This window comes from Paenibacillus sp. CAA11, assembly GCF_003060825.1.
In the GTDB taxonomy this organism is placed as follows: domain Bacteria; phylum Bacillota; class Bacilli; order Paenibacillales; family Paenibacillaceae; genus Fontibacillus.
In genome coordinates this window covers 1,545,931-1,571,643 of record NZ_CP028922.1, presented here as the reverse complement: position 1 = coordinate 1,571,643, position 25,713 = coordinate 1,545,931, and the positions used below count along the sequence as shown (strand labels likewise).

Annotated in this window: 26 protein-coding genes; 5 read left to right on the top strand and 21 right to left on the bottom strand. The window is 45.6% G+C overall.

The window, feature by feature from the left end:
* Nucleotides 1-8: 8 nt before the first annotated feature.
* Nucleotides 9-566 (top strand): GNAT family N-acetyltransferase, encoded by a 558-nt coding sequence (locus tag DCC85_RS07350; RefSeq protein ID WP_159081809.1) that lies wholly within the window; start codon nucleotides 9-11, stop codon nucleotides 564-566.
* A complete protein-coding gene (locus tag DCC85_RS07345) occupies nucleotides 523-1,626 on the top strand; it encodes a YheC/YheD family endospore coat-associated protein (protein WP_108464986.1) in 1,104 nt (367 codons plus the stop codon). The genes DCC85_RS07350 and DCC85_RS07345 overlap by 44 nt, the downstream gene beginning before the upstream one ends.
* 47 nt (nucleotides 1,627-1,673) lie before the next feature.
* Here the strand turns inward: DCC85_RS07345 and DCC85_RS07340 are convergent, their stop codons facing one another.
* From DCC85_RS07340 to DCC85_RS07315, 6 genes are all read right to left on the bottom strand, one after another.
* Nucleotides 1,674-2,360 carry an HAD family hydrolase gene (locus DCC85_RS07340; RefSeq protein WP_108467770.1) on the bottom strand — a complete coding sequence of 229 codons (687 nt, stop codon included), beginning with the start codon at nucleotides 2,358-2,360 and terminating at the stop codon, nucleotides 1,674-1,676.
* A gap of 58 nt (nucleotides 2,361-2,418) precedes the next feature.
* The gene (locus DCC85_RS07335) at nucleotides 2,419-2,778 is read right to left on the bottom strand and encodes a winged helix-turn-helix transcriptional regulator (protein WP_108464985.1); all 360 of its coding nucleotides are present in this window, start codon (nucleotides 2,776-2,778) and stop codon (nucleotides 2,419-2,421) included.
* Nucleotides 2,779-2,969: 191 nt separating this feature from the next.
* Complete coding sequence (locus DCC85_RS07330) at nucleotides 2,970-4,829, bottom strand: acyltransferase family protein (RefSeq protein WP_108464984.1); 1,860 nt, start codon at nucleotides 4,827-4,829, stop codon at nucleotides 2,970-2,972.
* A 178-nt stretch (nucleotides 4,830-5,007) separates the two neighbouring features.
* Nucleotides 5,008-5,799: an MBL fold metallo-hydrolase gene (locus DCC85_RS07325; protein WP_108464983.1), complete on the bottom strand. Its 792-nt coding sequence runs from the start codon at nucleotides 5,797-5,799 to the stop codon at nucleotides 5,008-5,010.
* Nucleotides 5,796-6,416: a winged helix-turn-helix domain-containing protein gene (locus DCC85_RS07320; protein ID WP_325048406.1), complete on the bottom strand. Its 621-nt coding sequence runs from the start codon at nucleotides 6,414-6,416 to the stop codon at nucleotides 5,796-5,798. The genes DCC85_RS07325 and DCC85_RS07320 overlap by 4 nt, the downstream gene beginning before the upstream one ends.
* A gap of 131 nt (nucleotides 6,417-6,547) precedes the next feature.
* Nucleotides 6,548-7,309, bottom strand: coding sequence for an FkbM family methyltransferase (locus tag DCC85_RS07315; RefSeq protein WP_108464982.1), 762 nt, complete (start codon nucleotides 7,307-7,309; stop codon nucleotides 6,548-6,550).
* A gap of 255 nt (nucleotides 7,310-7,564) precedes the next feature.
* Here DCC85_RS07315 and DCC85_RS07310 point away from each other — a divergent pair, with 255 nt between their 5' ends.
* Nucleotides 7,565-8,203 (top strand): DUF1796 family putative cysteine peptidase, encoded by a 639-nt coding sequence (locus DCC85_RS07310; RefSeq protein WP_108464981.1) that lies wholly within the window; start codon nucleotides 7,565-7,567, stop codon nucleotides 8,201-8,203.
* 37 nt (nucleotides 8,204-8,240) lie between these two features.
* Here the strand turns inward: DCC85_RS07310 and DCC85_RS07305 are convergent, their stop codons facing one another.
* The gene (locus tag DCC85_RS07305; protein ID WP_159081808.1) at nucleotides 8,241-9,650 is read right to left on the bottom strand and encodes a glycosyltransferase family 4 protein; all 1,410 of its coding nucleotides are present in this window, start codon (nucleotides 9,648-9,650) and stop codon (nucleotides 8,241-8,243) included.
* Nucleotides 9,651-9,682: 32 nt separating this feature from the next.
* Nucleotides 9,683-10,885 carry a glycosyltransferase family 4 protein gene (locus DCC85_RS07300; RefSeq protein ID WP_159081807.1) on the bottom strand — a complete coding sequence of 401 codons (1,203 nt, stop codon included), beginning with the start codon at nucleotides 10,883-10,885 and terminating at the stop codon, nucleotides 9,683-9,685.
* Between the two features lie 177 nt (nucleotides 10,886-11,062).
* Here DCC85_RS07300 and DCC85_RS07295 point away from each other — a divergent pair, with 177 nt between their 5' ends.
* A complete protein-coding gene (locus DCC85_RS07295) occupies nucleotides 11,063-12,424 on the top strand; it encodes a glycosyltransferase family 61 protein (protein ID WP_108464978.1) in 1,362 nt (453 codons plus the stop codon).
* A gap of 329 nt (nucleotides 12,425-12,753) precedes the next feature.
* On the opposite strand, the gene DCC85_RS23320 is transcribed toward DCC85_RS07295, so the two are convergent.
* The 5 genes from DCC85_RS23320 to DCC85_RS07275 form a co-directional block, all read right to left on the bottom strand.
* On the bottom strand, nucleotides 12,754-12,870 hold the full coding sequence (locus DCC85_RS23320) for a YjcZ family sporulation protein (protein ID WP_234414379.1): 117 nt from the start codon (nucleotides 12,868-12,870) through the stop codon (nucleotides 12,754-12,756).
* Between the two features lie 128 nt (nucleotides 12,871-12,998).
* Nucleotides 12,999-13,829: a sugar phosphate isomerase/epimerase family protein gene (locus DCC85_RS07290; protein ID WP_108464977.1), complete on the bottom strand. Its 831-nt coding sequence runs from the start codon at nucleotides 13,827-13,829 to the stop codon at nucleotides 12,999-13,001.
* Nucleotides 13,830-13,868: 39 nt separating this feature from the next.
* Nucleotides 13,869-15,185, bottom strand: a complete 1,317-nt coding sequence (locus tag DCC85_RS07285; RefSeq protein ID WP_108464976.1) for an anaerobic C4-dicarboxylate transporter family protein — start codon at nucleotides 15,183-15,185, stop codon at nucleotides 13,869-13,871.
* Nucleotides 15,186-15,304: 119 nt separating this feature from the next.
* Nucleotides 15,305-16,174, bottom strand: coding sequence for a fructoselysine 6-kinase (locus tag DCC85_RS07280; protein WP_108464975.1), 870 nt, complete (start codon nucleotides 16,172-16,174; stop codon nucleotides 15,305-15,307).
* Between the two features lie 30 nt (nucleotides 16,175-16,204).
* Nucleotides 16,205-17,179, bottom strand: a complete 975-nt coding sequence (locus tag DCC85_RS07275) for an SIS domain-containing protein (RefSeq protein ID WP_108464974.1) — start codon at nucleotides 17,177-17,179, stop codon at nucleotides 16,205-16,207.
* 363 nt (nucleotides 17,180-17,542) lie between these two features.
* Between DCC85_RS07275 and DCC85_RS07270 the strand changes: the two genes are divergently transcribed.
* On the top strand, nucleotides 17,543-18,253 hold the full coding sequence (locus DCC85_RS07270; protein WP_108464973.1) for a GntR family transcriptional regulator: 711 nt from the start codon (nucleotides 17,543-17,545) through the stop codon (nucleotides 18,251-18,253).
* Between the two features lie 69 nt (nucleotides 18,254-18,322).
* Here the strand turns inward: DCC85_RS07270 and DCC85_RS07265 are convergent, their stop codons facing one another.
* From DCC85_RS07265 to yfkAB, 8 genes are all read right to left on the bottom strand, one after another.
* Nucleotides 18,323-18,997: an ABC transporter ATP-binding protein gene (locus DCC85_RS07265; protein WP_234414378.1), complete on the bottom strand. Its 675-nt coding sequence runs from the start codon at nucleotides 18,995-18,997 to the stop codon at nucleotides 18,323-18,325.
* Nucleotides 18,994-20,292: an ABC transporter permease family protein gene (locus tag DCC85_RS07260; RefSeq protein ID WP_234414377.1), complete on the bottom strand. Its 1,299-nt coding sequence runs from the start codon at nucleotides 20,290-20,292 to the stop codon at nucleotides 18,994-18,996. The genes DCC85_RS07265 and DCC85_RS07260 overlap by 4 nt, the downstream gene beginning before the upstream one ends.
* A complete protein-coding gene (locus tag DCC85_RS07255; RefSeq protein WP_108464972.1) occupies nucleotides 20,289-21,254 on the bottom strand; it encodes a hypothetical protein in 966 nt (321 codons plus the stop codon). Before DCC85_RS07255 ends, DCC85_RS07260 begins: the two co-directional genes overlap by 4 nt.
* Before the next feature lie 594 nt (nucleotides 21,255-21,848).
* Nucleotides 21,849-22,418: a manganese catalase family protein gene (locus DCC85_RS07245; protein WP_108464970.1), complete on the bottom strand. Its 570-nt coding sequence runs from the start codon at nucleotides 22,416-22,418 to the stop codon at nucleotides 21,849-21,851.
* 42 nt (nucleotides 22,419-22,460) lie between these two features.
* Nucleotides 22,461-22,730 (bottom strand): spore coat protein CotJB, encoded by a 270-nt coding sequence (locus tag DCC85_RS07240; RefSeq protein ID WP_108464969.1) that lies wholly within the window; start codon nucleotides 22,728-22,730, stop codon nucleotides 22,461-22,463.
* A gap of 3 nt (nucleotides 22,731-22,733) precedes the next feature.
* Nucleotides 22,734-22,952 (bottom strand): spore coat associated protein CotJA, encoded by a 219-nt coding sequence (locus tag DCC85_RS07235; protein ID WP_108464968.1) that lies wholly within the window; start codon nucleotides 22,950-22,952, stop codon nucleotides 22,734-22,736.
* A 156-nt stretch (nucleotides 22,953-23,108) separates the two neighbouring features.
* The gene (locus tag DCC85_RS07230) at nucleotides 23,109-24,473 is read right to left on the bottom strand and encodes a hemolysin family protein (protein WP_108464967.1); all 1,365 of its coding nucleotides are present in this window, start codon (nucleotides 24,471-24,473) and stop codon (nucleotides 23,109-23,111) included.
* A 17-nt stretch (nucleotides 24,474-24,490) separates the two neighbouring features.
* A complete protein-coding gene (gene yfkAB / locus DCC85_RS07225; protein WP_108464966.1) occupies nucleotides 24,491-25,627 on the bottom strand; it encodes a radical SAM/CxCxxxxC motif protein YfkAB in 1,137 nt (378 codons plus the stop codon).
* Between the last annotated feature and the right edge of the window lie 86 nt (nucleotides 25,628-25,713).

The window sequence follows — 25,713 nt, the reverse complement described above, 5'->3', positions numbered from 1 at the left end:
TCCTTCCTATGCAAATCTCCTCCTACCCGGCTGGAATCGATTGGCCCTGGGAGAAGCTGCATGGCATGCTCCTTACCTTCGTGCGTAACTACGGAGCCCGGCGGATTACCGCCGGGTCCTACCGGATGTTGATGCGGCTGTCGCCGCAGAAGCTGGAGCAGCCGGGGGCCGCACTTACGCTCGCTACGGTCCAGACCGAGGACGGGTGCCATTTGGCAGGCTTCTCCTGCACGACAGAGTATGGTTCGGAGCTTCATATCGTTGTAGTTCATCCCTTGTACAGAAACCAGGGGATTGGCCGCAAGCTGATGACTTCTCCGCTGGAAACGCTCGGCAGACTGCGCTGCCGAGTTGCTGTAGACAATCTTTCCAGCCTTAAGATGTGCTTTAATGCAGGCTTCACCGCCTATGGAATTGTTCAAGGACCCACCGGCAAGCCAACCCTGCTGCTGGAACGCGAGTATTCAGCTCTTGCTGCAGACGGGTCTCCCCGCTCAACTTTCGCTAAAGAAGGTGAACGCTTTGCCCACACCCGTATTGGGAATTATGACTTTATATCTAAATGACAAGAAGCAGCTGGAGGAACGCCCGATTTATGAGCGAATGATTACAGAAGGACAGAAGCTGGACCTTGAGGCCTTTGTCTTTACCCCGGCCGACGTCAGCTCCAGCAAGAAGGCCATTTACGCCATGGTCTTTGATCCGGTGACCAAGAAGTGGTCCCGAAAATGGCGCAGCTTCCCGGATATGATCTTCGACCGCTGCCGCATCCAGCGCAGCGTTCGCTTCGAGCAGCTCAAAAAATTCAGGGCCAAGTACGGACATCTAAATTTTCTGAACCGCCCCCTCAGCGATAAATGGACGATTTACCAATCTCTCCGTAAGAAAGCGGCCTTCAAGCCCCATCTGCCGGAGACACTGCTGTTTAACTCCTTGTCAGATGTATATCAGCTCCTGAAGAAAAATCGCCTTATCTATATCAAACCCGCTCAAGGTACCGGAGGAAGAGGAATCCTGCGCGTAGAGAAGGTAGGCGCTAAGCTCTATATGATTCAGGGCAGAAACCTGCAGCGTAAGATCATCTCGCCAAGGAAAATGCATGAATCCAGCCTCGGCCCTTACCTGCTGAACTGGAGAAAGGGGAATTCCTTCCTTGTACAGCAGGGCATCCGCCTCGTACTGCCAAATGGAAGAGTGCATGACTACCGGATGCTCGTGCAAAAGAGCGGCTCGGGCAAATGGTCTGTCACTGGCTGCGCGGGCCGGGTTGGTGCCGCTCGAAGTGTGACCTCCAATCTGCACGGCGGTGGCCAGGCGGTTGCGATGTCAACCTTGCTCAAGCAATGGATTAAAGATGAGAAGAAACAGGAGGAAATTAAGAAAAAGGCTGAGCAATTAGGGGTTGAAATTGCCGAATATTTGGAGTCCCAGTATAGCGCTCTGTGCGAGCTGGCTCTGGATCTGGCAATCAATAAGAGCGGACAGATTTATGTGCTTGAAGTGAACCCTAAGCCATCCCGGGAGGTCTTCTCGCAAATAGGGGACACGGACGCTTATCATAACGCAATTATTCGCCCGCTTGAATATGCCCTGTGGGTGTATCAACAGAAGGATAAAGAAAAATAGCAGCAGGAAGCCGCCGTATCGTTATGGCGGCTTCCTGCTGCTATAGACTATTCAGCTTCCTGATATAATTGCAGCAGCTGCCCAAATTCCGTGATCATCGCATCCGAGCCTGACAGCTCGTCGCTTTTGCCGAATCCGGCATAATTGCAGCCTATTACGGTCTGCCCGTTCCTCTTGCCGGCTTCCACGTCGGACGAGCGGTCGCCCACCATCCATGCGCGATCAATTCCGTGGTTGTTCAGAAGTAGCTTCACGAGGTCCACCTTTGAACGCGTCTGATGCTCCCCTGCACTGTAGATCCCCTCGAACAACGGGAAGATGCGATGCGCATCAGCTACACCTTTTACATAATGCTCCAATCCGTTACTAGCGACAAAGAGCCGCACACCTTGCTCCTTCAGAGCTCTTAAAGTGGATTCTACCTGCGGATACAGCTGGCTGGAGTTCTCCTTAAGCCCTTCGATCTCCAGCTCAAGCAGGAGCTCATCCGCACGACGATGCACAGCGAGGTCCTGTTCTGGCATCACATTCATCCATATTTCCTCCAGCAGCATGCCAAGACTGTTCAGGATTCTCTCTTCCGGCGGTGTCTCTCCATGGTAAAGCCCTTCCTCGCGAAGTCGGTCAAATAACCGGTAATAGGCAGGCAGAAGCAGTGTCTCCGTCTGGAAGAGCGTCCCGTCCATATCAAAGATCATTGCCTGCGGCTTCTTAAGTCTCTGTATATTATTCATCGCTTGTTCTACCTTCCTTATCCTTAGGTTAGGTTCTTCTATCCACACAAGCTCTTCATCATTGCTCATCACCGGCAGCCTGCTTTGTTCCTTTGTAGGTTTCTCCCCACTGCTTCATCATCAGGATAATGGGAATAATCGTTCTGCCAAAGGAAGTAAGTGAGTATTCTACCTTCGGTGGAACCTGCTGGTACACCTCCCGGTGAACCAGACCATCCTTCTCCAGCTCACGAAGCTGAAGTGTCAGCATACGCTGGGTAATAGACGGGCAAATTCTCCGAAACTCGTTGAAGCGCTTCTTTCCCTCAATCAAATGGTAGAGCAAAATCCCCTTCCACTTTCCACCGATTACATCAAGGGTATATTCTACCGGGCATGCTTCCTTGCTCTCACATATCGGACTCGGTCTGCTTGTCATTCTCTCCCCCCATTTCTTCAGGATCCAAACCTGTGTTATAAGGTGATTATCTCACGGAACATAAGCGCCAAATTTCATTTTACCCGCTACCTGAGAATCGGGCAAATGCGGTGGTGGCTAACCACACCTATATACAGCAGCAGCAGCTGCCTTAGTCGATTAAGAACAGCTGCCGCATATTTGCCATTTCATTATTTTATCTTCAGTTGGTCATGGATGGCTACCGCTATTAAATGGGCGTAAGCTTCCGAGCCGCTGCGCCCTAAATGCACCCCATCCTTGCCGAAATATTCGTCCTTCCCTTCGCTCGCCGAGAACCAGTCAAGGAGAGTGACGCGTTCTGAGCCTGCGGCCGTCTTTTCTAGCGTCTCATTGACCACTGACTGCCAAGGGCGTGGCACACGGGTATTGACCAGAAAAATATGCTTTACGCCGCTCATACTATCAATCAGCTTCTGCAGCTGTTTGCTGGTAAATGCTCCGTTCGTTCCTACCTCAATAATAACCATTTCCCCCAATTTATCGTCCGTCTTCAGCTGCTCCACGACCTCAGCCACCTCCGACATTTGACGTCCAACCATGCCGTCAACAGTTATGCCCGGCAGCCGCTTCTCCAGCTCCGACTTAGCATCCAGCATAACGGAATCGCCAATGGCCGTAATCCCTTCGCCGCTTACGAGCCCGCGTTCTGCTGGATGACCCGCGACCTCAGCCGAATGTGCAGCCCCTAAAGCACTCTGCTCCGTAACGTTGGTAGGCTCACTTCCAGGGGCCGGCTGCGTATTCACCGGTGGAGCAGCTTCATGCGTCACTGTCGCTGTCTGTTCCGATGGGTTCGCAGAAGGCGAATGATAGACCGCAAATACAGCCAGGAACACAACGAGAAGCACAGCGGCACCAGCAGCCGAAGCTTTCCTTATTCCGCCAGGCTTTCCTACCAGCACTCTTGCCCTGCTCCAGAGTCTGCCCATCGCCCCATGGCGGATAGGCTCTTCGATATAGTGCCAGGATAAGGCTGCGAGAATCAGGCTAGCCAAAACTTGAAGAAGGACCCGGATCAGGCTGACTGGTCCCGTGCTGACCGAAGGCGTGGTCATGACGATGACCGGATAATGCCACAGGTACAAGCCGTATGAGCGCACGCCGATCCAGCGAAGCGGAGCCCATGCCAGGCATTGGCCAAGCCTTCCTGCTGGGTGGGCGATAGCCGCCACTGTTACCGCAGCAGCTATCGAGAGCAGGAGTAAACCGCCCCTGTAGAGGAACGGCTGGTATTCATTAGTCTTCAACACCATGTAGCCTGCCGCCACAAGGGTAGCAGCACCGGCTAGATCAAGAATATTCCGGGCGGATTGGGATACGCTCGGCTTAAGCTTGCGGCTGGGCCACACCGCTGCAAGCGCAGCGCCGCATAGGAGAGAGAATATCCGGGTGTCTGTTCCATAGTAGACACGGCTCGGATCGGTCCCTGGAGAATAGAGAAGGGCCATAGCCAGAGCTGAGATCAAAGCGGCTCCCAGCATCCATAGGGCAAGCTTCCCCTTTTTCAAACCAAAATACAGCGCGATGCCGAGCACCAGCGGCCAGATAAGATAGAATTGCTCTTCAACAGCAAGTGACCACAGGTGCCCAAGTGGAGATAACGGCCCAAAGCTATCAAAATAGGAAACTTTATGAAAGATAAACCACCAGTTGCTTATGTAAAGCAGAGCAGCCGGAACATCCCCCCGCATAGCCGAAAGATGGTCCCGACCAAACAAGGCTGCCCAAAAAATGACCACAAGCAGCATACTCAGCATGGCGGGCAGGAGCCGCCTAGCCCTTCTCAGCCAGAAGTCCTTAAGATCAAAATGTCCCAGCTCCTCCTTCTTCGCTAGCAAAATATCTGTAATGAGATAACCGGATAATACAAAAAATACACTGACACCAAGCAGACCTCCCGGTGCCCAGCTGGAATTCAAGTGATAAATGACGACGGCTATGACGGCAAGAGCGCGAAGCCCGTCCAGTCCTGCCATATAACGGTCTTTAGCATGCAGCGGCTCAGGCATAATTATCGCACCCTCTACCCATCCTGCGGCTCAATTGCCATGCTGTGTTGTCTTTCATTTCGTTCCTTCTGCCTCTCTATTTCTATGTTTATATTATTTGTTCACTTTAATGATTATAGGGACCGTTTCTTAAGATTAGGTCACAATGAAGTTAAAAAACATAACAATTCCTTCATTTTTAAAAATGGACACTGAATCCTCTAAAATTATGAATTCCTGTTCCATGCCGGATGCAGTTCCGCTCACGCAGCTCCTGCACTGCCTGTCTGACCTCAACCAGCAGCTCTGGCTCCAACCCAAGCTTGTTGTGCCCGCCGTAAATCTTCGTCACTCCCCGCAAATCCGAGATGCGTTCTAGAGAACTCACCAAGGCTGCCGGCTCTGTTGTCGGATAGAAAGCATAGATAGGCGTGTCACTGTACAGCAGATCACCTGTGAATAAATAGCCCCTGCTCTGATCCAGAAAGGAAAGATGTCCGGGAGAATGGCCTGGTGTATGAAAAACGGTAAGCTGACGATTTCCTAGCTCAATAGGGTCCTGATCACGCAGCAGCCCTGAGGGTTCTCCCCGAAATGGCTCATATGAAGCAGCACTGAAATCCAGCGGCAGCGGCTTGGTAATATCCCGGGATACATCATGCCGGATCTGCTCTATGGACAAACCGGGAATCCCTTGAACGAGCCACTGTTCTTCGGCTTCATGAACCCATATGTTATCATATTCTCCATGACTTCCGATATGGTCCCAATGGACATGCGTCGTCAGCACGATGATCGGCAGGCTGGTTAGCTGATCGGTTACCCGCTTCATATGATCAATCCCGGTACCCGTATCAATCAGTGCTGCACGCTCTGTCCCGAGAATTAAATAGGAATGCACCTTCTCCCAATGACCGTACTCGCTTATAGCATATGTATCCTTATCTAATGCAGTTATGGTAAACCATGGGTCCTTCGGCAGACTTGTCATCCTTTAATCCTCCCTTTCGCGGCTTCACTAGACCTAGTCTCCTGGCTATCTTGAAAAGCAACAAGAGACATATAATAGCTTCTCTCCTCTTGGGTTCCCTGCGCTGTCTTGCTGAAGTGCTTCTCTACCAAAGCCTTAAAGTCGTTCAAAAAAGCAGTGAAGCTCCCGGCAGTGCCGTAAAATTGATACGTACCGGCTATGTTCTTCCACTGTTCCTGGTTCGAACTGTCCAAGGCAAATGAAGCGCCCGGCGCAAGCTGGATCTTCTCCCGAGTCAGCTGTACTGTCTCCATAAACACCTGTCTTGAGGTCTCTACGAGATCCAGACTTGGAAGCAGATGCTCCTCAGGGATAAACCGGCCGGATACGGCCCGGTAGTACTTTTGCATAATCCCATTCTTCTCCTCACGCTTCACAACTTGAATGACACCATGCTTCTCAAGCTCCTTCAGGTGAAAATAGATGTTGTTCCGAGTTATGCCCATCTGCTCTGCCAGCTGCTGGCCGGTATACGGCCCCTTAACCAGGTTCATCAGAATCTTGGTTCGCAGCGGGTCCGATAGGGCCTTTAGCTGCTCATGGGTACGAATGATATAGACGCCAGTAGGCTCCAACAAGACATCTCCCTTCTTTTTACCGGTAAAATTAATTTTACTGACTGCTAGATTCTAGCACAGCCTACACATAAGGCACAATAAGGATTTCTATTAAAAAAACGCCGGGATTTCGCCGGCGCTCATATTCGCAGCTACACGCTTAATTCATTAGGAATACACAACAAATCAAGCTCATCCACATACATCTCCGGATCGGCTTCATCAAAGGGCTTTGTTCCTCCGAACCATGAGTATATCCGATAAACCCTGTAATCAGGCAGCAGCTCTAGCGTATCCGCTAAATTGTGGCTAGCGTAAGGATGGTGCTCGAAGGTTACGATAGGCCGCGCAATTTCAAGCAGCCGCTGTGCTCCTGCAAAGACCTCGTATTCCACGCCCTGTGTATCCACCTTCAACACCTTGACTTTCTTCTTCTGCTCATCAGTCAGAGCCTCATCCAGTGGCACGACAGGCACCTCGATCATCGATGTGCCATTTTGCAGTACCTCGTAACAAATAGATGAAGATAGAGCCCGGTTATAGCAGGAGTCATCCTGCATATAGAATGGAAGCGTGCCTGCAGTCTGGCCTACAGCTTGACAATAAGCATGAATATTGGGCAGTCCATTCAGGGCAATATTCTCTTCAAATTGATGATAGATACGAGGATGGGGTTCGAAGCTGATACAGGTTGCCGCTGGGTTGGCGGCAGCAATATACAGACTGTGGTAACCGATATTCGCCCCCACATCAAGGAAGATACCTCCATCTTCCATTCGACTGCTTAATTCGCGGACTAGATGCGGCTCCCACCCTTTTCTCTCCGCAATGATATCCTCTACAAAGCCGGGAAGCTGTAATTTCATCTTAAAATGATGATTTCCTGATTGCAGGTCTACAATTCGTTCCTCCACGTTGATACACCACCTTTTGAATGATGAAAGACTTAAGGAAGACTGCTAATAATGTATGCTTCCCTCTCCGCGCAGGTATGGACCTTTTGTCCCCCTGTAGTCCAAGCAAATCTTAAGAAAATAGAATTAAATATACTATATAGAAGGAACTAAAGAAATGAATGTTATCGGGCCGTATTAGGCCGTGATCATAGAAAGTTCAATATAAAACTTTAGTTCAATCTATATACCTATAAATTGAGGAGGAGAAAAAGAATGAAAAAACATGAGCTGGAAGGAGTTTATGATGCTGCTTTTAGTCTGGGAGAAAGCTGTCTAGCCGCAGCCCAGCTGACAAGGCTAAATCTCAGGCCCTTCTCGGGAGTCATTGATTGGATGCGTTCTCGAAGCTTGAAGGACGTGAACCAATTACTGCAATGCAGATTTGCCGGGTTTATGGACAAATCTCATCTGGAGTATGCCGGGTTTATCGATCCGCATCATCTCTCCGTTCGTGACAAAGTCTATAACATCATTTCAGTCCATAACTTTCCCAAAGAACGCAATACCATGGACCACCTGGTGGATTACGATCTGTTCAAGCAGATCATGGACAGGCGGATCCAGCGGTTTCTAACCGTGGCCTCAACCTATCGTCGCATTCTGTTTGTTAGAACCGGCGGCCACTGGGAGGACGTTGAGGAGCTTCAAACCGTATTATCTAATTTGATCGTGCATGACTTCTCCATCCTTCTGATTAACCATGAGCATGTAGATCATATGATTGAAGTAGAGAGCCCCTTGGAGAAGGTGTATGCCGTCTCTCTCCCCCTCATCGAGAACACATGGAGCGGTAACGACCCCTATTGGGATCAGCTCTTCTCAGGCATCTCCTTAAATACACAAAATAAATAAGAGATGGCCAGGTCATCTCTTACTTATTGGATTCTTGTCATACACTCAAGGATTTGATCAGTTTTTTCACCCGCGGATCAGGAACAACATAATCTTCCGGTAAGCGCTGTAGAATTTCCCTCCATACTTTCAAATCCTCACCGGATAAAGCCTTGTCATTCAGAAAAGCGTATTTTGATTTCAATGCCTGTTCTGTCATCTGCCGTCCATTCTCCCTCGACACGACAGCCTTACCTCCTTCGCTGAACAATAGATCGTTATATATTGACACCGTTCTGGAGATCATTAAGTCCATCGACCAGGCGCTTTTGGCCCATATGCTCGCCTGTTCTCCTAGCCGTTTTCTTAATACCTCATCTTCCATCAATTTTTTGATTTGCGTATAAAGGGATTCCCCAGAAGCTTTATTAGCAATTAATCCAGTTCTTAAATGTTCTACCATTTCCACCGTTCCTCCAGCATCTGTGACGACAACCGCCTTCCCGGAGAATTGGGCCTCCATAACAGCAAATGGGAAATTATCTTGCAGACTTGGAAGCACGAAAATGTCCGTATACTCAAGCCAGGAAGCCACATTATTTTGGTTCCCGACAAACCGTACATAAGCCTGAAGTCCAAGCTCTTCAGCCTTCTGCTCTAGCTCCGACCTTTGAGGCCCATCCCCCAGAAAATAACAGATCCAATCATGATGCTCCTGCTTCAGCATCGATAAGGCCTCCAGCAAGTAATGCTGCCCCTTTACCGGGCATAGCCTGGCTACACAGGAAATGACTGTACGATCCTTATCGTTACCGAGCTCCTTGACAACTTCGTCCTCTGGCGGATGGGCGTTCCAGTGCATTGCATAAGGAATATGAACAATCTGCCTTGGTGGAACGTTAAGTTTATCTGCAAATATGCCGCCCAGCCACTTGCTGGGGACAATCGTAATATCTGAGCCGGTTGTCCCCCAATAATCAAGCAGAAGATTATAATCCCAGGTGGGTGTACCTTCCTCGCTATTCGGGTGATCCAAGCTGTATTCGTTTGTAAACCAGCCATGAATGGTAGAGATTAAGGGGATATGAGGCGGCTTAATCCTGGACAGAGCTGCTGCTGATATAACATCCTGAGCATGAATTACATCATAATCTTCAAAGCGGAGTAATGAACAGGCCGCCTCATAGCTGTAACGCTCCGCCTCCACTTCGATAATTTTTACCGCTTGCTTAGGCAGTGCTTCCGCGTACAGCGCTTGAATATAGTTATAGAGAGGTCTCCAAATGGGCAGTTTAGGAAAAGTTTGATCCGATCTACCGACTGTATAGTAGGTCGTATAGGAAGGATGATGGGCAAAGATATCAACCTTATGTCCGAGCCGCTCCATTCCATCTTTTATATTATTAATATAAGTGCACAAGCCGCCGACATGCGGATACGTCCAGTAGGTACACAGCAGTATTCTCATTTCTCTTGTCATCCCTTTCTCTTGTGATTTCATCAGAGATACAGGGTGTACAGTTCAATAATCCTTTTCGTTTGAACAGAGGCTGAGAATTTGGTAAGTGCTCGGTGTCTGGCGTTCCTTACCATCTTCTTTCTGAGCTCATGATCCGCAAGCAGGCGTAGTATATTCTCGTATAAACCTTCACTGCTGCCTACAGGATAGAATAATCCTGTAACTTCATGCGTAACCAGCTCAGAGATCCCTCCGGTTTCAGGAGCAATGACAGGCACTCCAGCGAGCTGCGCCTCAAGTATGGAGTAGCAGAATGTTTCAATCAGGCTGCCGAACAAGAATATATCAGTATTTCTCAAAATATCGGGAATATCATTTCTGTAACCCCAAAACTTGATATGATGTTGGATTCCCAGCTCCCTGGCCTGCTTCTCCAAATCTGATCTAAGCGGGCCGTCACCCACCAGCCACAGCACCCAGTCCTTTCGCTTCTGCTTCAGCTTGGCGCAAGCCTCCAGCAGACACGGTATTCCCTTCTCTACAGTCAGCCTGGAGGTACAGGTAAAGACCATTTTTTTCTTCGGCCGATGAATGTCCTTGCTAACGCCCAATCGTTCATGGAACCAACCCGTATCTATTGCGTTGGGGATTACCGTAATGTTATCCGAAGGGACATGGAAATGCTCAATAAACAGATTCTTCAGCCACTTGGAAGGAACAATCGTCCGGTCAGCACTGGCAGCTCCCAAATGCTCAAGCAGAACAGCATAATGATGATAAATCGAATTATTCTTCGCGAAATAATTTCGCTCCATCCATTCATGGGATAACGAAGCATGTAAGGTTGCAAATAAAGGGATATCTTCTGGCTTCACTCTTGAAAAACAATACGTGGACAAAATATCTTGCGTATGAATTACGTCATACTGGCTTAAATCAAGATGAGCAGCTGCCGCCTCAAATTTATATCTTTCTGTCTCCTGATTTAGAATCCAGAGCGGCATCTGCGGACATTCGTTAATATAGGAACGAATTAAATGAGACTCAATGACCTGGTGCAGATAGTTCTGGTTTAACAGCGGTCCACGCTCTTCCAGGACATAAAAGTCATTCGTCTCTGGCTTGCGGCAGAAGATATCCACCGAGTGGCCATAGCCCTCCAGGCCTGTCTTCAGCTGCTCCATATAAGTATATAAGCCGCCTATCTGGGGAAGCGCAAAGAACGAGGATAAAAGGATCTTCAATGCTATACACCTACAATCTGATATGTTGGCAAAAGTTAATACCATGATATTCGGCTTCATACGAAGTGGTATGGGTAGATGGTCATACATTTAAGAGGAGAACAGACCCAAGCTAAACTTGCGCGGAGGAATAGGATACGAAAGAGCAATAAACTTCACTGGGAAGGAAGATGAAACGTGGACCCTAACGCTAATAGCCACCTGGAGCGCCTGCCGTTACGGGTAATCCCTACTTTCAAAGAGTGGGTGAGTCAAACCTACAAGGATCCCGCCGACGCCGTCAAACACTACATCTGCTTTGGACGGGAAGAACCTGCAGTTAGGTCCATTCCCAAGGGAATCGGCCCAAATCTTGCCGAGTCCTTTACCAGCCACCTTAGCCATCATAAGCTGGCCGAACAGTTCGTCGCCTGCATCCCTGATGGGCGAATTATAGGAGCCCACGGGACCGTAGTAACACCGGATTTAAACATCATATGGGAGCTGTCTCCAGAGCTCGATAAGCAGCCCACAGAGCACTCTTTAACGAAAAAGAGTTCGTTCGGACGCCTTCGCCGCACCTCAGAAACCTATGCTGTCCTTACAAGCCCTTACAGCGGCCATTATTATCACTGGCTCTTCGAAGTGCTGGCCCGGATCGAGTTGATTCGGCGTTCGGGCTTATCCGTAGATAAATATGTGATCAACCGTAATGATGCACCCGGTTTTCAGCAAGAGACATTAAGCCTACTTGGTATCCCCATGGATCAGATTGTCGATTGTGACCAGGATACGCATGTGCAGGCAGGCTGTTTAATAGTTCCCTCATTCGCCGCGTATACAGGAATCATCCCGAGTTGGGCCTGTCAATTCATTCGATCTAATCTTCTGAAGCCTTCCTCCGATTCCAAGCGGCCAAGAGCAAAACGAATTTATCTGAGCCGGGCCGATGCATTGTACCGCAGAATAGCTAACGAAGTTGAGGTCATTTCCTTTCTGAAACAGTACGGATTCGAGCCCTTTACCACAACATCGCTATCCGCGCTTGAGCAGATGCAGCTTTTTGCATCAGCCGAAGCTGTCCTGGCTCCCCACGGAGCAGGGCTGACTAATTTGGTATACTGCTCGCAGCCTGCAAAAGTGATTGAAATCTTCTCCCCTGCCTTTATCCCCACAAACTTCTGGTCCATCTTCAATAATCTCGGGCTGGAATATTACTACTACGTTGCCCAATCCGGAAAGGGTCTGTCGTACGGATGGGACGGCGAGGATGACATCATTGTAGACCTGGACCAGCTCAGCGTTATTCTAGAAATGGCGGGAATAGAAAAGGTCCAGGAAGCGGAAGGTTCCTCTTCCCCCAACACGCAGAGTCGATTCACACTAGAGCACATCGTGAAGCTGTCCAATTGTGAAATGATTACAGAACTTTTTCGCCATTATCTGAACAGAGACCCTATAAGATCAGAGCTTGAGCATTACGTGCAGCGGCTATGGGCAAGGGAACCCAAGGAGGAGATTTTATTTGACATTTCCAATGTCAGCAGTTATATAGAATGAACTAAAGAAATGAAATCGGAGAAGTCACTGCCGCTGCAAAGAATACCAAACTCATGCCAGGGTAGGGCTCATCGCCCGGATTCGTCACCTGGAAACAGGCAAACAGTTATGTATACGAGTGAGACTAAATAGGGAGAACCACTTTATAGACAAGAAGTAATGGACCCTGCTTGTGTTTAAATATTTACGTCCTATGATATAAATGAACACGGTGATTTTACTCAGAGCCCCCGGCTCTAAGTTCAGTATTCTGCTGAACCGGTAAATATTGAACTACAAAAAAATGACTCTGCCGGCTAAGGCTAGCCGGCAGAGTCTGCTAAACTATCTTACCATACAAATGCCTTGGAGATGATTACCAGCAGGATGAACAGCACGAGAATTGCTGCTGCAGAAGTTCCGATACCTGCTACACTACCGCCACCATTGTATCCAGTGTCACTCATTTGCGCTTCCTCCTTTTCGTAAAGTACATTTGTAATATATGCAGCTATATAAAAAGGGAAAGGGCAAGCGTCTTTTTGTAAAAAAGAAATTTTAGATTTTATGCAGTTTAGGTGCTTATCTCATTAACTTATTGCAAATGTTGTTCGAACCATGTCATGGAGTCGCGCATCGCTTTATCGGGATTCAGGAAATACCTTCTATCCAATAACTCCAGACCCAGATACCCTTTATACTCAATGTCATTAAGCGCCTGAAGCGCTTCTGTCATCGCTAATTTGCCTTCTCCGGGAACAAGATGTCCTCCAGGGTTACCGTCAACAAAATGAACGTACGTCAGGTTGTCTCCAAGCTCTCTAATAAAGTCATGAATGGTGTCCTTACCGGTGGTTGCCATCACATCCGTATCCGCTAACCCTTTCAAATAAGGACTCCCAACTTCTTCGATCATCTTGGCGATATGCTCGGCTCTGTTGAACATCTGCGTAGAGTAGAAGGTAAAGGCCTCCATCGGCAGATAAACTCCCTCTTTTTCCGCAACTTTGCAGATTTCGCCTAAGGATTCTCTACACCACTTCCATGCTTCCGTATCCGGAACATCCAAATAGGCGACCCCTGTTGTCACTAACATTTGATCACATTCCAGAACTGTAGCTGCTTCAATATGTCGGCAGAAAAATTCAACACTTCTCTTCCGGTACTCCGGATCAGGATGGCTGATACTTACCGGGTAGACACTCTGCTCGGGGGTAAAGCAGATGACCTTCAGGCCTCTTTGTTTAATTTTTTGGTTTAGATCCTTCAATTTCTGACTCGAAAAATAATCCAGATGAAGATGTGGTCCTGAAGCCCACAATTCAATATTTTGAAACCCCATCTTGGCTACGGCATCCAAAAAGTAATCCAAAGAATATCGTTTATAATGGAAATTTGCAGCTGCAATTTGTGACATTTGTATCATAATGGCAGGAATCCTCCTTTACAATCCTTCTGCACCACTTTAAATTAAAGCGCTTCCAATTAAGGTGGCTACAGTTACCGATACGGCGATATTAATCAGCCCAGGTATCATAAAGCTGTGATTAAGCACGTATTTCCCGATCCTCGTCGTTCCAGCCGTATCAAAGGATATAGCTGCCAGACACTGGCTCGCTACCGGCAAGAAGAAGTTGGCATTGACAGCCATCCACGCTCCAATGATGATATAAGAAGGCAAGCCAAGCGCTATGGCAATAGGAACCATAATTAATGTTGTGGCACCTTGACTCGTAGTTAAGGCGGCAACAATGAACATAATCACGGCCAGCATCCATGGTTGGTTATTAACAATAGTAGCCACATGATCTTGAATAAAAGCCGTTTGCCCGTTGATGAAGGTGCTGCTCATCCAAGCTAATCCAAAGGCGCACACCATAGCAAGCGCCCCTGCTCTAAAGATCGGGCCGTTAAGAATGCTCTCAATCGCCGGACGGCCTACCAATATAATTAAAGTAGCGCAAACCAACATAATGATTTCAATCGTATGCGGCATCGACAGAATGGTGGTCACTCCATCGGACACCCATGACGGACGCAGCTCTGTAAACATGCCCAAGATCACGATGGTTAAAACGCTCAGTAAAAAGAGAATGACAGATGGCTTCGCTCCCTTTCGGGCTTCTTGTTTCCCGGACTCCTCTTCAGATTTCTCAATGAGCCCTTCCGCTAACCGGCGCAAATATTCCGGATCCTCTGACAATTCTTTTCCTTTCCGAATAGTACACACCGCACTTACAACGACGCCTACCAGAGTTGCAGGGATTGCAATGGCCAAGATCGTGCCAAGGCTTACTCCAAGGGGGGCCATAAATCCAATCATGGCTGCGGTAGCCGCCGAGACGGGCGAACAGGTCACAGCTTGCTGTGAAGCAATAACACTGTTGGAAATAGGCCTTTCGGGCCTGATTCCATTATCAATAGCAAGTTTATTTATTATAGGGAGCAGACTATACACTACATGGCCTGTTCCTGATAGGAAGGTAAACAACCAGGATATGACCGGAGCAATAAGGGTTAGCTGCTTGGGCGACTTTCTGAGCATCTTCTCTGCGATGAGAACAAGAAAGTTAAGACCGCCTGAAGATTGCAGTGCCGAAGCAGCTAGGACAACCGCCAAAATAATCAGCATAACGTCAATCGGAGGTGCCGCTGGTTGGACATGGAAGATAAACACAAAGATTGCCACGCCCACTCCACCGAGCAAACCCATAAAAACATCACCAACTCTAGCGCCGAAGAAAATAAGTAAAAAGATGATTAATAGCCCTAACCAAAACATAAAAAATCCCCTTTTTATGATTTTACAAGCTTCACCTGTCTACATGAACACTGACCTTATAGAGTTTTACCGAATGCGCTTACAATAGACCGTTAATAGGCTGCTGCTTGATAGCTAAATCAAGCTATAGTTGTTCCGTAGCCAAATGCCCCGTTAATCCGGCATACTTTAGCTGCAAATTCAGCACCCTTGTTCATGCTTGCTTTCACCTTGCGAAGCATTTCCTCATCGCTGCTGGAGAGAATTTTCCCGTCTTCCGAGCTTCTAATCATCTCTACTATAAAAGCGGTGATATAGGAATCCCCTGCCCCCATCGTATCCACCGCTTCTGTACTTACTGCCGGCTGGTAAATCCATTCATCCGCGTAAAGAGCAAATGATCCCTCTTCACCCACCGTACCAATCACCAGCCTAGAGCCCCACTTCTGTGCCTTCAGCATTTCTCTCTTCCTTTCACTTTCACTTAAGTGACTGCAAGAAAGGAAGGCAATATCTACATAAGGGCACACCTGCTTTAAATATTCATCATTCCAGCGTACGGAGAAGTCATAGGATATAGGAACATTGCAGGTTTTTAAGGTAGCCAGGTCATTCTCAATATAGCTGTTAAGGCTGGTATGAATTACGGAGAATTGTTTAATATAGTTCAGATCGCTTTCCGTAAAATCCCAAGCCCTCTCTTTGGCAATACCGCCTTTATTCGATCCGAGAAAAACACGGTCCCCGTTCTCCAGCGTAACTCGCGCGTATCCGTTCTCCCCGTCAAAGATCCGGCAGCGGCTGTGTTCTATATCTAAATCGTCCATCACCTTCTGGATATATTCAGCTACTTGGTCATTACCAAACTTGCCTAGGTAAGAGGCCTCCATCTCACACATCTTGGCATAAGCGCAGAAATTCAAGGCATTTCCACCAGGGTACATCATACCCTGGTGGACATATTTATCTACTACATTATCGCCAATGCCGATTACCTTATATTTGCTCATATGAACATCCTCTCTAAGGTAGTCCTAAGATTAATACTCAACCTTCCACATATATCTGCGGGTTGTAAGCGGATGCGCCCGTTCAACGGCCAAGGCTTGATTAAACACTGGGTATACATTGTTGAAGAGGGAGTGATTGAAGTAATCCACCACAGTGCTGTCGATGGTAGATAGCCCCAAATCCTTCGCATCTAACACTTCAACCCTCTTTGCATAACGGTTAAGGAACTTTAGAGCTCTCTCATCTAGAGGCCGGGTACTTCCTTCAGAGACCTGAATAACAAATGGAATTTCGGCATCCGTAATCTCAAAAGGACCATGGAAGTATTCGCCGGAGTGAATGCTGGAGGAGTTAATCCACTGCATCTCCATGAAAATACAAATGCTCTCCATATAAGCTGCTCCGTAACCGGCACCACTTGCCATCGTGTAAATCACAGAATCATCCTTATGATTTTTGGCAAAAACCAGCGCTCGTTTTTCGACATGTTTGCAAGCGTTTTTAACAATTTGATCAATCTTGGCTACCCCGTCCAGGAACCGATCATAATGTTCATATCCCTCGGTCTGGTGAAGTGCCTCCACTGCCGTCATAAGTGCTTTAATCGTTTTTTCTCCAGCGATATCTTTGCCCTCTCCAAAGGTGTACTTAACTACATAATCTGCATGCTCTGTAATCGGAGAATCTTCAATCCAGGTTAAAGCAATAACCGGAACGCCTGCCTTTTTACCTAATTCAGCCGCCTTGACCGTCTCCGGTGTGTTGCCTTTATGGGAAGCTACAACCAGTATGGAATTTTCTCCAAACGCCTTTGGAGTATTGTGCACAAACTCATTGCTGTTATAAAGACCTACTTTGATGTCCTTTGCCTCTTTTTCAAGAAACGTTTTTGCAGGGTAAAAAGCACCATAAGATCCGCCACAAGCCGCATAATAGACCTGCTTGATTCCGCCAGCCTCTTGTTTATTCGCTACAATCTCTTCAATAATATTTTTGATTTCCATGTTTTGCCTCCTTGTATGATACATTCATTGGTTTTGAATTCCACACCGGTGTTTGTATTGGAATGTTGTAGCACAAGAATAACACAAAGTAATACATGATTCAATAGCGCTTTCATTATTTTTTTGAGTTTTTTTGGGGATCTTATGCCATGACTTCTCCCTGTTTTAGGAAAAACCTTAGGGCCACAGCTATGCAGAGTGTTCACAAATGATACAAATTGTTATAATATATAGATACATATTCAATACAAAGTAATACATTTATTATGTTTACGATAGATGTTTTAGGGTAAATTTTGTAAAATGAGGATAGTCCATGCACATGGATTGAAGAAGCAACAGTAAATTTGGAGGTATAACCCTATGATCGATCATTCAGAATCTTCGCCATTATATAAACAACTGCAGGATAAAATTTTGGAATCCATCCATAACGGAAGCCTCAAACCGGGGGACAAACTCCCCACCGAATTGGAATTAAGCGAATCCAACCAGGTGAGCCGTGTAACGGTGCGCGCTGCTCTTGATTCCCTGACTACTGAAGGCTACTTGATCCGAATTCCGGGGAAAGGCACCTTCATTTCAAAGGAGAAAATCAAGAAGAATGTCGCGGAGACCATCGGATTTAGCGATACGTGCAAATTACAAAACAAAGTGCCTGGCGCAAAGGTAATCACATGCGTGATTACAGATGCCACCGCTTCAGATCAAGAGCATTTAAATCTAAAGCCGGGAGACAAAGTCATCAATATCGAAAGAATCAGATATGCCGACAACGTCCCTATATCGGTGGAGTATTCACGCTTTCCCTCTTCCTATTCCTATTTGCTGCAGGAAGATTTGAACAATAAATCCCTCTATGAAATTCTGAAAAGTAAATACAAAATTTCGTTCGGCGTTTCAAGAAAATATATTGTAATGGAATACGCTTCCTTTGATGTGGCGACGTATTTAAACATTGAGGAGGGCTATCCTCTACTATGTATCAAGAGTACGGTTTGCAGTCCGGACGGTCAAAAAATCCACCGTTCCAAACAGCTCATCTTAGGAGATCGTTTTGAGCTGATTGTCTGATGTTCTCTACACGCACAAAAGGCGTTCACAGTTAGTGAACGCCTTAAACTCAACCCTATAAACTCTGAACTAGTATACAGAATGCAATTCCTTATGCTGTAATTTATATATATGCTGGCAGTTCTTTGATACAGTATCATCATGAGTGACGATTATAAGCGTCATTCCTTGTTGATGTAAGGAACTAAATATTTCCAAGATAGATTCTTCGGTTTCTTCGTCAAGTGAGCCTGTAGGTTCATCTGCCAAGAGTAATAACGGTTTTTTAATAATAGCTCGCCCTATAGCAACCCGTTGACGTTCACCGCCGGACAAGGTTGAGATCGTTCTCTTAGTTGTATGCTCAATATCAAGATCATGAAGGATTTCTTCAACTCTATCCTTTATTTGATGTTTAGACATTCCAAGATATTGCAAAGGAAGAGCAATATTCTCGTAAACATTCCGATCATCTAGTAAGTGAAAATTTTGTGTTACAAAGCCAATGTTATCTTTACGATACTCTGCTCTTTGACTCTCTGTTAATTTTGAGACATCTATACCATTAAAGAACATAGCACCTTCATCAAAAGGCAGAAGCCCTCCTATAATATTCAGCAAAGTTGATTTACCACAACCACTCTTTCCTTTTATCGCTATGGAATCTCCTTGATGAATTTGTAGATTTAAGTTTTCCAGAATATTTTTATATTCCATTCCATTTTTAAAACGTTTAGTAATCCCAGTTAGTTCAATAAGCATCATTCCCTACCCCCCTCCTCTTCATGATCTATAACAAATGGTGCACGTAGCAGCTTATAAGCGGGAATCACACAAGAAACAATACTCATAGCAATACTTGTAATAAGTAAGATAAACTGTGTTCTCATATCACCCAATTTTAAAATTTGGTCGATGATAATAAATGTAGATAAATAGGCTGCAAGATAGATCCCGCTAACTTCTAAATACTGCATTAGAATGAGTTTCTTCTTAGTCGCTCCATTTATATAATGAACAAACAAATAAGAAAATCTCCTTTTTTGTTGCAGGACCATAATGTAACTAATAATGCATAAATTCAAAACAATAATAGACACAAAGATGGACTGCACCAATATTTTATTCTCTGAGATTGTTGTCATCAAACTTCGATATTTTAGAAAATGTGGATTCAAACCTATAAAAGAATATTCGATACCATTTTTCTTTGCAATTGTATCTATTCTTTGAAACATCTTTTCCGTTTGTGCAGTATCATTTTCTGTAACTACAAAACCATTAATCATTGCAAAATAATTTATTTGCTGATACAGCTCATCTTCGTCTAATTTTGGATTTCCATATTCTCTATATGGAATAACTATATAATCATCTAGATAGAACTCTGGATGATTATTGAAAAAAACCTTGCTATTCTTCTCCAAAAATCCAATCACCTTTACTTTTTGAATCTTATTATAGTATCTTATTGACACTTCTTGACCTATGTGAAAAATACTTTTATACGAAGAACCTAATAAGACTGACATAGTATCATTAGATTGACTATAATCGTTCTTCCCCAACATAGCTCCTTCCGATACCTTTAAATGAAAAAAGTCAGCAGCTTGCTCATTTAATTGAAATGATTTTACTGCCGTATATAATGCACCGTTAATATTCTCCTGGTGCTTCTTACTTCCGTTCTCATAACCCTCAATAAATTTCAAAGGGATTTCTTCATCTTCTTCTAATAATATGTGATGATTAAACATAGCTAAGTATTTGAAATCAATAGATGTGTTTAACATCGTATAGTAGTTTTTCAGCCTCATGAGGTAATCAGATTGACTATTAAAATCCTGATACTTTTCTCCATCATAATAACCATCTAGTAATTGATAAATCGCCTTTCCGTCATATATTTCACCAAGACTCTTGCTTTCATAATTAAGTTGTTGACGAAAGGCAATGAAGGTGCCAAAAAGAACTAAAAAAATCGTAATCTGAAAGTATATTATAAAAGTTAGTAATTTATATTTTTTTAGAAATATCTTATATTCTTTGATTATCATCATTCTCTAACTACCTTTCTTACTGCATAATCCTTATAAAAAAATATGCTTAACAATAACCAAATGGTAACTAAGAAAATGAATATCAATAATATCACCTGATCAATTTTTAAATTCATATTAAAAATACTTATTCCCAAGATTGTAACACTACTCGATAAAAGCACAATTAACAGCGATTTGGTAAACATTTGTTGAAGTATTTTCCTTTTTGAAATACCTAACAAAATTAAGACATATACCTCCTTTCTTTGAATTTCATACCAGTATCTAATAAAAGCTATAGTAGTAAATAATAAAAGAATATATATTTCAAAGTATAATAGAAGATTGAAAAACGAGACTTCGCTGGTTCTAGCTACACCTTTCTGTACACTTTCAATATGAGTTACAAGAGGATTATTATTCATAATCCTTGAGACAATTTCTTTAACTGTGTTTTTGCTATCACTATCTATAATGATTCTTGGGTTATCATCTTTACTGAGAGAGAAATTAGGGTTAGATAGTATTACTAGATAATCTATTGAACTTGCAAATGAAGCCCCCATGACCCCTGTAACTTCATACTCCTCCCCATGAAAAGAAATATAACTAACCTTCCCACGTTCATATACTTGCTGACTCATTTCCTTTCCAACCACGGCCTTTAATCCTTGGTCCTTTTCTCCAAAAAAATATCCGGAAATCATTGGCGGGGACCAATCCTCCGTATTTTTCAAGAGTATTCTGTAATTATCGTCAAATTCTGCAAATACCCTATAGTTTAAACTTGGATCAAGATCCTTTAACCATGGGTTATTCCCCTTATTAATAATCACTTCATGATGACTTGTATATAACTCATTAGATAATTCATTGAACTCATCTTGCTTATGTAAATAAGCCTGAAAGATGTAATATACCGAGAATAGACAAGTCAAAACAATGAAAAGAGTTATATCTTTCTTCCTAAGTGTTAACATTCATTTTCCTCGTTTCATTGAATTTAAAGTAAAAGGTTACTTATCAGGCTGATCACTTGCAAAAATACCAATTCGATCAGGGCTAATTAATCTCATCCTCTCACTATAATCAAATAACAACGAGTACTTAGTTGTATAAGGATTAAATTGCTCAAGATCATTTAAGTTATTCTTTTTAGATTTATTGATCGATCCAACAAAGAATCCCGAAGTAAAGAAGACAATGAGCAGAGAAATCATAATTATTTTATTTTTCAATTTTAGATCACCCTAATCAATTAATTATTCCTTCGAAAAAAGACAATTGGAAGAGAACTCACAAGTCCTCTCCCAATTGATTAGCTCTATATATAACCCAATGTTTGATCTCATATGCACTTACTGATCAAATTTTCTAACAAGTATATATACCCTAAAAAAGTCATAATAAGTAAAATATTGGACATACCCATTGTATAATCCAAATTATCTGCTGTAAAGCTTTTATAAATATATATACAGCTTTTAAGCCCCATAAGTTAGACTGCACTTCACAGTGTTCAGTCCTCCTTATGAGGCTAACTTCATTTCACTGCACTTCAGCACCGCTTCATATTAAAATATCTTCTTCTGATCCCGATCATCCTTCAGAATCTCCACTGCTTCCCGGAAGCGCAGCGAGTGAATGATCTCTCGTTCGCGCAGGAACTTCAGCCCGTCTTGCAAATCCACGTCATCCGTCATGTCGATCAGCCATTGATATGTAGCGCGGGCCTTCTCCTCTGCCGCAATATCCTCATAGAGGTCTGCAATCGGGTCACCTTTCGCCTGGATGTAGGCCGCAGTCCAGGGAACCCCCGCCGCGTTCTGGTAGAAGAGCGCACGGTCATGGCTTACATAGAAATCATCCAGCCCTGCCGCCTTGAGCTCTTCAACCGTGGCATCTTTCGTAAGCTTATAAACCATAGTGGCGATCATCTCAAGGTGGGCGAACTCCTCTGTGCCGATGTCGTTCAATAGACCAATCACCTTATCCGGAATGGTATACCGCTGATTCAAATAGCGCAGCGCTGCGGCCAGCTCGCCGTCCGCCCCGCCATACTGCTCCAAGAGGAGCCGGGCCATACGGGGATCGCATTTGCTGACTCTGACCGGATACTGAAGCTTTTTTTCATAGATCCACATCTCACTCTTCCTCCCTTATGCTTAAAGTGAAGAAGGCAGGCATTACACCTGCCAAGGCCAGGGGCTCTGGGACCATTCCCACGGAAAGCGAGAAAAAGCACGCCCAAAGTTCTGCAGGGGTCCATACAGCTGCTGGAACTCATTCGCTACCTTCGTCCGTTCCAGGGTAAGCACATTGAACTGCTGCACCGCTTGCAGATCATCCGGGTGGGTATCCAAATATAAATTTAGTTCCACCAGGGCAAAGTCCAGTGCCTGCAGCTTCTCCAGCAATTCATAATACTGTGGATCACAGGGCTTGTGTGAACTCATACTTTACCGCTCCTTTCCCCATCTGGACTCATAAGGGCTGTACAGGGCGGGCCACAGAGTACCCCGTCTTAATGCCTCTTGCGGTGAAAATTGCGGAAGATTCGGCGGCTGAAAACGCATATATAATTGCGGCGGCGTTGAATACGTTTTGCATAGAATGGGCGGGCAGGGATCAAATGGACCCACAAACGGGGTATATGACTGCTCTTGAGAGTAGGTCATCGGAAGTCTCCTCCTTCTTTCCTTCGGTTATGCTCGTGTGTAAGCTCCTTCTGACACGAATCATGCACCCTCTTTTTAACATATGACATCTGCCTAGAAAATGAACTTATCCCATAAAAAAAGAGCCCATCCCTATTTAGGAATGAGCTCTTCTCTTTATCCCGGTTCTTCATCAGCGCCTGCGAGCTTATTCTCAATCTCTTTGATCCGCTGAATATGAACCCTTGTAATTCGCAGCCTTGCCGCCTCGGCGACTTCAAATACAATGCTTCCAACCTGCACCTTCTTGCCCTTCACAGGGGCCCCCTCAAGCTCCTTGAATAGCCAGCCGCCGATGGAATCCACTTCGTCATCCTCAATTTCAATGCCCGTCAGGTCATTGACATCTTCAATGAGCAATCTGCCATCCACGGAGAAGCTGCCTTCTCCAAGCGCTTCAACCTCAGGCCGCTCATCCTCAAACTCATCATGAAGATCGCCTACGATCTCCTCCAGAATCTCCTCTGCCGTGAGCAGCCCTGCCGTTCCGCCATATTCATCCACTACCAGCGTGAGCTGGGAATGCCGCTTCTGCATGAGTCTTAACACATGGCTGATCTCCATCGACTCAGGCACATTAAGAATAGGACGGACAATATCCTCAAGCCGGTTGCCACGGTCCGGGTCGGGAAGCAGCAAATCGGTAATATGTACAAACCCGATAATCTGGTCTTTATCTTCCACTGCAACCGGGTAGCGTGAATGCTTGGTCTCTGCTACAATCTTCATATTTTCTTCCCAGGAGAGGTTCGTATACAAGCAATCCATGTCCGTACGGGGAAGCATGATTTCCCGGGCAAGCAGGTCCGAGAAGTCAAAAATATTATCCATAAGCTTCATTTCGTCCTTATCGATAACCCCGCTCTTCGCACTTTGGTTCATCAGGATGCGAATCTCTTCTTCGGAGTGAGCGGCTTCTGCTTCACTCGCGGGTTCAATACCTGCAAGGCGAAGCATACCATTCGCCGCGGAGTTCAGCAGCCAGATGACCGGCATGAACAGCTTATAGAAATACATCAGTGGAGCAGACAGCCATAGCGTTGTAGACTCCGTCTTCTGAATCGCCAGCGATTTAGGCGCAAGCTCACCCAGTACAATATGGAGAAACGTGATGACACAGAAGCCAAGCGCCACAGAAATCGTTGTGATCAGCGTTCCATCCGTCACACCGAGCTTATGCATAAGCGGTTCGATCAAGAGTTCAGATATGGCTGGTTCACCTACCCAGCCCAGTCCCAGAGATGCAAGTGTGATCCCCAGCTGGGTAGCCGACAAGTAGGCATCCAGCTTCTGATTGACCTTCAGGGCGAAGGTTGCCCGCCGATTCCCTTCACTGACCAGCTGCGTCAGTCTGGACTGACGCATTTTCACCAAAGAGAATTCGGCAGCTACAAATACACCATTCAGGAAAACCAAAATAAAGACCAAAAGCAAATTAAAAACTAATTTGCCAACCTCAAACTCCGTATGACCATCCGGCAACGAAAACCCCTCATTTCTTATAATGTGTTCGCTTTACGCAATTTAAAATCTGTACCTTTATAATACATATCTGCCACAAGCAAATTCGGCCCGCAACAGCTTACAGCATCACAGTGACAATTTACGGATTGACTCAGCGGATGCTCATTCAGCCATCTCTCAAAAATATCATCCAGCTTCTGATCGGCAATATTCCCAAAGGAAGGAATCGCTGCAAAATCCGTCACAAATACGTCTCCGGTGAACATATTAACGTTCACTCTGTTGCGACCGTCCGGATCGTTACGCACTGTAACGTTCGGCTCACGGCGCAGACGGCGCAGCAGCGCAAGATGCGCTTCTTGAGCACTGCAAGCAAGGAACGGCAGTGTTCCGAACAGCATCCAAACGTCGGGATCACGGGCATCCAGCAGAGATTCAATAGCTCTGAGCATATCCTCCAGGGATAATACCGGCAACCCTTCTGCAAAATCTGCAGCATACATAGGATGCACCTCATGACGCCGGCAGCCCATTTCCAATATCAGCCGATGGATTTCAGGCAGCTTCTGATGAGTGCGGTAATTGATCATGGATTCGGCTGAGATAAACATGCCATCTTCGCTTAAGCGGCGGGCGTTGTCCATCATGGTGTCATACATTTTAACGGCGGTATCAAAGCCTACAGGATGGGGGCTGCGTGCAAAGCAAACCTCATGGAAATCCTGAGGGTTCGTGTAATTGAACGAGATATGCATAACGTCCAGATAAGGAAGCAGCTTCTCATACCGGCCATAATCCAGAGTCAAATTGGAGTTAATCTGTGAGCGAATTCCCCGCTCCTTAGCATACTTCAGCAGAGGAATGATCTTCTCCTCTACGGTCGCCAGACGAAAGCTGGGCTCTCCGCCTGTAATGCTTATGGTCTCCAGATGCTCCACCTCATCCAGCCGCTTCAGCATAAGATCCAGCGGGATCTGCTCCGGTTCACGCAGCACTAGGCTGTCTCCTACAGCGCAATGCTCACAGCGCATATTGCAAAGATTCGTGATCGTCATCTCCACACTCGTTAATACATGTCTTCCATAGCTGCGAAGCGACCGGATCGGATCCCATGGATCGTTAGCCGGTGTGATGTTCTCTAGCTGCGGATAAGACAACTTCCCTATACTCATGATTTACTCACCTTATTCCTTTTATTAACCTAATTTCGAATTCATTGCACCTTTTGCGACTTTAGGCCTCTTTCGTATCCTCTTAT

Coding starts and splice junctions, on each gene's coding strand:
- DCC85_RS07350 (WP_159081809.1), top strand. CDS start 9: ATGCAAATCTCCTCCTACCCGGCTGGAATCGATTGGCCCTGGGAGAAG.
- DCC85_RS07290 (WP_108464977.1), bottom strand. CDS start 13,829: ATGATACAAATGTCACAAATTGCAGCTGCAAATTTCCATTATAAACGA.
- DCC85_RS07310 (WP_108464981.1), top strand. CDS start 7,565: ATGAAAAAACATGAGCTGGAAGGAGTTTATGATGCTGCTTTTAGTCTG.
- DCC85_RS07265 (WP_234414378.1), bottom strand. CDS start 18,997: ATGATGCTTATTGAACTAACTGGGATTACTAAACGTTTTAAAAATGGA.
- DCC85_RS07285 (WP_108464976.1), bottom strand. CDS start 15,185: ATGTTTTGGTTAGGGCTATTAATCATCTTTTTACTTATTTTCTTCGGC.
- DCC85_RS07340 (WP_108467770.1), bottom strand. CDS start 2,360: ATGAATAATATACAGAGACTTAAGAAGCCGCAGGCAATGATCTTTGAT.
- DCC85_RS07325 (WP_108464983.1), bottom strand. CDS start 5,799: ATGACAAGTCTGCCGAAGGACCCATGGTTTACCATAACTGCATTAGAT.
- DCC85_RS07255 (WP_108464972.1), bottom strand. CDS start 21,254: ATGTTAACACTTAGGAAGAAAGATATAACTCTTTTCATTGTTTTGACT.
- DCC85_RS07245 (WP_108464970.1), bottom strand. CDS start 22,418: ATGTGGATCTATGAAAAAAAGCTTCAGTATCCGGTCAGAGTCAGCAAA.
- DCC85_RS07275 (WP_108464974.1), bottom strand. CDS start 17,179: ATGGAAATCAAAAATATTATTGAAGAGATTGTAGCGAATAAACAAGAG.
- yfkAB (WP_108464966.1), bottom strand. CDS start 25,627: ATGAGTATAGGGAAGTTGTCTTATCCGCAGCTAGAGAACATCACACCG.
- DCC85_RS07305 (WP_159081808.1), bottom strand. CDS start 9,650: ATGAGAATACTGCTGTGTACCTACTGGACGTATCCGCATGTCGGCGGC.
- DCC85_RS07260 (WP_234414377.1), bottom strand. CDS start 20,292: ATGATGATAATCAAAGAATATAAGATATTTCTAAAAAAATATAAATTA.
- DCC85_RS23320 (WP_234414379.1), bottom strand. CDS start 12,870: ATGAGTGACACTGGATACAATGGTGGCGGTAGTGTAGCAGGTATCGGA.
- DCC85_RS07280 (WP_108464975.1), bottom strand. CDS start 16,174: ATGAGCAAATATAAGGTAATCGGCATTGGCGATAATGTAGTAGATAAA.
- DCC85_RS07335 (WP_108464985.1), bottom strand. CDS start 2,778: ATGACAAGCAGACCGAGTCCGATATGTGAGAGCAAGGAAGCATGCCCG.
- DCC85_RS07330 (WP_108464984.1), bottom strand. CDS start 4,829: ATGCCTGAGCCGCTGCATGCTAAAGACCGTTATATGGCAGGACTGGAC.
- DCC85_RS07240 (WP_108464969.1), bottom strand. CDS start 22,730: ATGAGTTCACACAAGCCCTGTGATCCACAGTATTATGAATTGCTGGAG.
- DCC85_RS07270 (WP_108464973.1), top strand. CDS start 17,543: ATGATCGATCATTCAGAATCTTCGCCATTATATAAACAACTGCAGGAT.
- DCC85_RS07235 (WP_108464968.1), bottom strand. CDS start 22,952: ATGACCTACTCTCAAGAGCAGTCATATACCCCGTTTGTGGGTCCATTT.